The sequence below is a fragment of the Mycobacterium sp. ABE4_509 genome (genome assembly GCF_056160785.1).
The window spans coordinates 1-221 of the sequence record NZ_JBSWXU010000369.1 but is presented as its reverse complement, the minus strand read 5'-3'; the positions used below and the strand labels follow the sequence as shown (position 1 = coordinate 221).

Below are 221 nucleotides of genomic sequence, written 5' to 3'. Positions count from 1 at the left end.
GGTGGTCAGGTAGAGAATACCGAGGCGTACGAGTGAACTATGGTTAAGGAACTCGGCAAAATGCCCCCGTAACTTCGGGAGAAGGGGGACCCACATGGCGTGACGGACTCTTGCGGTCTTGAGCGTGAGTGGGTGGCACAAACCAGTGAGAAGCGACTGTTTACTAAAAACACAGGTCCGTGCGAAGTCGCAAGACGAGGTATACGGACTGACGCCTGCCC

1 rRNA gene is annotated in these 221 nt (G+C 55.7%); it reads left to right on the top strand.

Features of this window, described 5'->3' with window-relative positions:
* A 23S ribosomal RNA gene (locus ACXAID_RS28525) occupies positions 1–221 on the top strand; the annotation flags it as partial.